Annotated in this window: 4 protein-coding genes and 1 other annotated feature; all 4 genes read left to right on the top strand. The window is 49.7% G+C overall.

The genetic code is table 11. The features are described from left to right. Positions 1-130: 130 nt before the first annotated feature. The gene (locus GSO_RS02780; protein ID WP_010488710.1) at positions 131-1,288 is read left to right on the top strand and encodes a cysteine desulfurase family protein; all 1,158 of its coding nucleotides are present in this window, start codon (positions 131-133) and stop codon (positions 1,286-1,288) included. A 16-nt stretch (positions 1,289-1,304) separates the two neighbouring features. Further along, entirely contained in the window at positions 1,305-2,522 is a 1,218-nt protein-coding gene (gene thiI, locus GSO_RS02775; RefSeq protein ID WP_010488708.1) for a tRNA uracil 4-sulfurtransferase ThiI, read from the top strand. A 295-nt stretch (positions 2,523-2,817) separates the two neighbouring features. Further along, complete coding sequence (locus GSO_RS02770; protein WP_010488707.1) at positions 2,818-3,486, top strand: redox-sensing transcriptional repressor Rex; 669 nt, start codon at positions 2,818-2,820, stop codon at positions 3,484-3,486. Positions 3,487-3,549: 63 nt separating this feature from the next. Beyond that, positions 3,550-3,752, top strand: a binding site (T-box leader). A 357-nt stretch (positions 3,753-4,109) separates the two neighbouring features. Next, positions 4,110-6,752, top strand: a complete 2,643-nt coding sequence (locus tag GSO_RS02765) for a valine--tRNA ligase (protein ID WP_010488705.1) — start codon at positions 4,110-4,112, stop codon at positions 6,750-6,752. Positions 6,753-6,811: the final 59 nt, after the last annotated feature.

Below are 6,811 nucleotides of genomic sequence, written 5' to 3'. Positions count from 1 at the left end.
GCCAAACCCGGGCCATCACGCCCAAGGCCACTTACACTCCGGTTTCTAACCGGGCTGGTTCGCGCTCTTGAAACTTACTAACTTTTTGTCTATAATTCAACCCAGTCTAAATAACGGAAGGGGCCGGCTGATGATTTATTTTGATAATAGTGCGACGACTAAGATTTCGCCTGATGCGTTGGCGACTTACAATAAGGTCAGCACGGATTTTTTTGGTAATCCGAGTAGTTTGCATGCGCTGGGGACGAAGGCTGATGAGGTTTTGCAGAGTTCGCGGGCACAGATTGCCAAGTTGATTGGGGCTAAGCCGGATGAAATTTATTTTACCAGCGGCGGTACGGAAGGCGATAACTGGGTGATTAAGGGAACGGCCATGGCGAAGCGTGAGTTTGGCCGGCACTTGATCACGACCAGTATCGAGCACCCAGCCGTGATGAACAGCATGAAACAACTTGAGAAGTTGGGCTTTGAGGTCACATATCTGCCGGTTGATCATCGCGGTTTTATTCATATCGATGATTTGAAGGCCGCGATTCGGAAGGATACGATTCTGGTTTCAATCATGGCGGTGAACAATGAGATTGGCAGTATGCAGCCGATTGTTCAGGCTGCACGGGTTTTGGATGCTTATCCCAATATTCATTTCCACGTCGATGCGGTTCAGGCGGTTGGTAAGGGCTTGGATAGCGCATTGCAAGATCCTCGGATTGATTTTCTCAGTTTTTCCGGGCACAAATTCCATGCGCCGCGCGGTACCGGATTTATCTATGCCAAGGAAGGCCGCATGATCGATCCACTGCTGACCGGTGGCGGCCAGGAGCGTGATTGGCGTTCGGGAACCGAAAATGTGCCGGCAATTGCGGCGATGGCGAAGTCGTTGCGGTTGTTGTTAGCAAACGAAGACGACAATGTTGCCCAGCAGCAGGCGGTTCGCAAGCGTATTTATGATCATGTCAGCCAAAAGCCTAAAGTGACAATGTTTAGCCAGTTAACGCCGGACTTTGCGCCGCATGTTCTGTGTTTTGCTATTGCTGGTGTCCGCGGCGAAACGATTGTCCATGCGTTTGAAGATCATTCGATTTATATCTCGACAACTAGTGCCTGCTCAAGTAAAAAAGGCACGGAAAGCAGTACGCTGGCAGCGATGCATACTGATCCGAAAATTGCGACGTCGGCGATTCGGATTAGCCTTGATGAAGCCAATACGCTAGCCGAAGCTGATGCGTTTAATGACGCATTTGACCAGATTTACGCCAAGTTTGCCAAGCTTGATAAGGCGACCGTCTAACTGAAAGGATTTTAAGATGCAATATTCAGAAATTATGGTTCGTTACGGCGAACTTTCGACCAAAGGCAAGAATCGCCAAGCTTTCATCGGGCGCTTGAATGGAAATGTGACCCGTGCGTTGCATGAGTTTCCTAAGCTGACAATTCGGCCAAAACGCGACCGGATGCATATCGAATTGAATGGCGAACCGAGTGATCAGGTGATGGCACGGCTATCGCAGGTTTTTGGCATTCAGAATTTTTCCCCAAGTATTGCCGTTGAAAAAGATATGACCAAAGTGCATGAGGTTGCCTTGCAGCTGATGAACGAAACGGCACCTAAAGGCATTAGTTACAAGGTGAATACGCGGCGCAGTGACCATGATTTTGCGTTGGACACGAATGCGATGAATCTGGACCTCGGTGACTTTTTGACGGATAAGCGGCCGGATTTGGTGGTCAAAATGCATCATCCGGATATGATTTTGCGCGTCGAAGTTCGGCGTGAGGCCATTTATCTGTCAACCAAGACCATTCAGGGTGCAGGTGGCTTACCGGTCGGAACGGCTGGGCGTGCTGCGTTGATGCTTAGTGGCGGCATTGATTCGCCGGTGGCAGGTTATTATGCGTTGAAGCGTGGCGTGGACATTGAAATGGTGCACTTTTTCAGTCCGCCTTATACCAGTCAGCAGGCGTTAAATAAGGCCAAGCAGCTGACGGCCAAATTGACTCCGTATGTCGGGCGGATTTACTTTATTGAAGTACCGTTCACCGAAATTCAGGAAGATGTCAAGGCAAAAGTTCCGGAAGGCTATCTGATGACGGTTCAGCGGCGGATGATGTTGCGCCTCACCGAAGCAATTGCCAAGCAACGTGGCGATCTGGCCATTTTCAACGGTGAATCGGTCGGGCAGGTGGCGTCACAGACACTGGAGTCCATGGCAGCGATTAACGATGTGACGACCATGCCGATTATTCGGCCAGTGGCGACGATGGATAAGAATGAAATCATTGCCGAAGCGGAAAAAATCGATACGTATGACTTGTCGATCATGCCGTTTGAGGATTGTTGCACGATTTTTGCGCCGCCATCCCCAAAGACGAAGCCTAAGACCGATCGCGCGCGCTATTACGAAAGCAAACTGGATGTTGCCGGGCTGATGACGCGGGCATTAGCCGGAATCAAGATTCAGGAAATCAAGTCTTCCGACCAGTTTATGAATCAGGATCAGGACGTTATTGCAGAGTTGCTTTAAAGCTTGATGACACCGGACGCAGGTGGTGACGCATTTGTTGCCTCTGATGTCCGGTGTTATTTTGTTGTCTAAGGGAAAAAGTTCACAAAAAATCTCATTATTTTAGCCGTGGCTTCGCGGAACCGCTTTCGGATGCTTATAGATGCTGGGCTCCTGCATCGTTGGTAACTGAGTCAACATGAAGCAGAATCTGCCATTAGCCAATCTTTCGGCATGAAAAAGGTGGCTAAAATCGCTTACATCTGTTAAAATGAATATGTGAAATATTTAACAAATAGGTGCGGAGGTGTTCATCTTGGTCGTCAATAAACAAGCATTGTCGCAAGCAACGATTAAGCGCATTCCGGTTTACTATCGAACGGTCAAAGCTTTACAACAATCGGGTGTCAAACGGGTGCGCTCGGATCGGTTAAGCAAGTTGGTTCATATCGCGCCAGCCACTATTCGCCGCGATTTTTCCAATTTTGGCGACCTGGGCCGCAGTGGTTACGGCTATTCGGTTGATTTGCTTGCGGAAGTTTTTGGCGAGCTATTAGAGGTTCACTCCGAAGAGCAGATGCTGCTGGTAGGGTGCGGCAATCTGGGGCGGGCGCTGCTGACCAACAATTTTCGGCGTAATCCCGATTTATCCATTGTGATGGGTTTTGACACGGATCCCAGCTTGATCGGGACAACGATTGCGGGTATTCCGATTTATAACTTGGCGACCTTATCCGAAAAAATCCGTCCGGGCATGCACACCGCGATTGTCTGCGTGCCGAGTTCTGCGCAGGCAGCAGTGATTAGCGAACTTGAAGCTAATGGCATAACGGCGATTTTGACCTTTGCACCCAAGCCCGTTCCCGCCCAACCCGAGACAACAATTCGCTATATTGATCTGACCAGTGAATTACAGGCGTTACTATTTGTTGACCATCAAAATAAGTTAACGCAAGAGCGAAAAGCACCTTTGAAGCAATCATGACAAAAGCACCTTTGAAGCAATCATGACAACGTTGACCCTGCCATGTCCGCGGGTTATAATGCAGCTAATGCAATGATCAAGAGGGTCATGATCTTTTTTCCCAGCGACGAGATGGTTGGTGTGAATCTCGAAAAGGGGTCGTGATTGTAGCTTGTGAGCTGCCGTCCTGAAGTGAGTAAGGAACGGCCGGTGACAGCCGTTATCCTGAATTAAGTGGGGAAGTCATTCCCAATTTAGGTGGTACCGCGAGTGAAATCGTCCTAATTTTGTATAAATTAGGGCTTTTTTTGTGTGAGCGTGAGCTGGCGCGCTTAGGAGTCGGAGTATAAGCGACCTTGGGCGTAATGGCCCGGGTTTGGCCATTGCGACCAAGGTCCTTATACGCAGACTCCTGCGCCAGCGAACGCGTTATGGTGTGAGCGTGAGCCGGCGCGCTTAGAAGCTGGAGTGTAAGTGGCCTTGGGCGTGATGGCCCGGTTTAGGTCATCGCGACCGAGGTCCTTACACGCAAGCTTCTGCGCCGGCGAACGCGTTATAGGAAGCGCAAACCAACGCAGGCGACAAACTGTATACCGCGGTTCTGAAAACCTGGATGGACAGAAAAAATTTGTGAGGTGGAGCCAGTGAGTGATGAAACATTAGCACCAAAATATGATCATAAAGCGGTCGAAGCAGGCCGATATCAGGAATGGCTGGACGAAGATGTTTTTAAACCAAGTGGCGATCCAAAAGCCAAGCCGTATTCGATTGTTATTCCGCCGCCCAATGTAACCGGCAAGCTGCACATGGGCCATGCCTGGGATACAACCTTGCAGGACATTGTGATTCGCCAGAAGCGGATGCAAGGCTTCGATACGCTATGGCTGCCGGGGATGGACCATGCCGGAATTGCCACGCAAGCGAAAGTTGAAGCCAAGTTGCGCAAGGAAGGCATCAGTCGCTATGACTTAGGCCGCGAAAAGTTTGTCCAGAAGGTGTGGGAATGGAAAGATGAATTTGCCAAAACCATTCACGGTCAATGGGCAAAGATGGGCTTGTCACTGGATTACAGCCGTGAGCGATTCACCTTGGATAAAGGCTTGAACGAAGCCGTTCGAAAGGTGTTTGTCGAACTCTATAAACAAGGCCTGATTTACCGCGGTGAATATATCGTTAACTGGGATCCGCAAGCCCGCACGGCATTGTCCGATATCGAAGTCATCCATAAAGACGATAAAGGTGCTTTTTATCACGTCAAGTATCCGTTTGCCGATGGTAGCGGCTATATCGAAATCGCCACGACTCGTCCGGAGACAATGATGGGCGATACCGCGGTGGCCGTTCATCCTGGTGACAAGCGCTACAAAGATATGGTCGGCAAGGAATTGATTTTGCCGCTGGCTAACCGCAAAATTCCAATCATTGAGGATGCCTACGTTGATCCTGACTTCGGAACCGGGGCCGTTAAAATCACCCCAGCGCACGATCCTAACGACTTTCAGGTTGGCAATCGCCATGATCTCAAGCGCATCAATACCATGAATGACGACGGCACGATGAATGAAAATGCCGGCAAGTACAATGGGATGGATCGTTTCGAAGCCCGTAAGGCCATGGTGGCGGATTTGGATAAGGAAGGCCTGTTACTTAAAGTCGAACCGATTGTGCACAGTGTTGGTCACAGCGAGCGGACCGGCGTTCAAGTCGAAGCACGGTTGTCGACGCAGTGGTTTGTCAAAATGAAGCCACTTGCCGAAGCAGCCATTAAGGCGCAACAGGAAAGTGATAAGAAAGTAACTTTTGTGCCTGAGCGTTTTGAGCACACTTATTTGCAATGGATGGAAAACATTCATGACTGGGTCATTTCCCGCCAATTATGGTGGGGTCACCGGATTCCGGCTTGGTACAACAAGCACACCGGTGAAACTTACGTCGGTATGGAAGCGCCGAAAGATATTGAAAATTGGCAACAGGATCCTGATGTACTGGACACGTGGTTTTCCAGTGCCTTGTGGCCATTTTCAACGATGGGGTGGCCGAATACCGATGCGCCGGATTATAAGCGGTATTATCCGACCAACACCTTGGTTACCGGCTACGACATTATTCCATTTTGGGTTGCCCGCATGATCTTCCAAGGATTGCACTTCACGGGTGAGCGGCCATTCCAATACACGCTGATTCACGGCCTGATGCGGGACGAACAAGGCCGCAAGATGAGCAAGTCGCTAGGAAACGGGATTGACCCGATGGACGTCATTGAAAAATATGGCGCCGATGCTTTGCGATGGTTCCTGATCACAGGTAATAAGCCAGGACAGGATACGCGATTTAGTTACAAACAGGTTGAAGCTGCCTGGAATTTCATCAACAAGATTTGGAACATTTCACGTTTCGTGATGATGAACCTGGGCGATCTGGACAAGCCACAGCAGCCTGATCCAAGCACGTTCGACTTATCCGATAAGTGGCTCTTTTCGCAATTAAACGAAACCATTAAACAGGTCACCGATCTGTCCGAACGGTTTGAATTCGGCGAAATGGGCCGGACCCTGTATAACTTTACCTGGAATGTTTTTGCCGATTGGTATGTTGAAATGAGCAAGGAAGTCCTATACGGTGATGATGAACAGGCCAAGGCAGCAAAGCGGGTTAATCTGGCCTATGCCCTTGATCAGATTTTGCGGCTTTTGCACCCAGTGATGCCGTTTGTGACCGAGAAGTTGTGGTTGGCTTTGCCGCACACTGGCAAGTCCATTGTGACTGCCAGCTACCCGGTTGAAAACACTGCGTTTGAAAATGCCGACGCAACCAGTGCGATGGACGCCATTATTGCGCTTATCCGCGGCGTTCGCAGTATTCGTAAAGAAGCAGGTGCACCACTGAAGACCAAGGTTGATATTATCGTGAAGTTGACAGATCCAGCTTTGAAGCCGATTTTTGACCAGAACTTCGATTTCATCGATCGGTTTGTCAACAGTAAAGAATTCACCGTTGGCACCGATGTAGCAGAGCCGAAAATGGCTGGCAGCGCCGTCATTACCGGAGCAACGATTTTTGTTCCGCTCAATGAGTTGGTCGATCTGGACGAAGAAAAGGCCAAGTTAACCAAAGATGCTAAGAAGCTTGAGCAGGAAATTGCCCGGATTGACAAGAAACTCAACAATCAAGGCTTCCTGTCCAAAGCACCTGAAGCGGTTGTCGCCGAACAGTGCACCAAGCGCAGCGACTTCGCTGACCAACTCAGCAGCACCCAGCAGCGACTTGAGCAGTTGCAGCAGGCGTAAGAGGTCGAAGCTCTTTCTTGCTGTTAAAGTATTTTGCCCGCCAACATTCAAGTGGTGAG

Origin of the sequence: Lacticaseibacillus zeae DSM 20178 = KCTC 3804, from assembly GCF_000260435.1 — a bacterium.
GTDB lineage: Bacteria > Bacillota > Bacilli > Lactobacillales > Lactobacillaceae > Lacticaseibacillus > Lacticaseibacillus zeae.
This window is presented reverse-complemented; position numbering and strand designations above follow the sequence as displayed.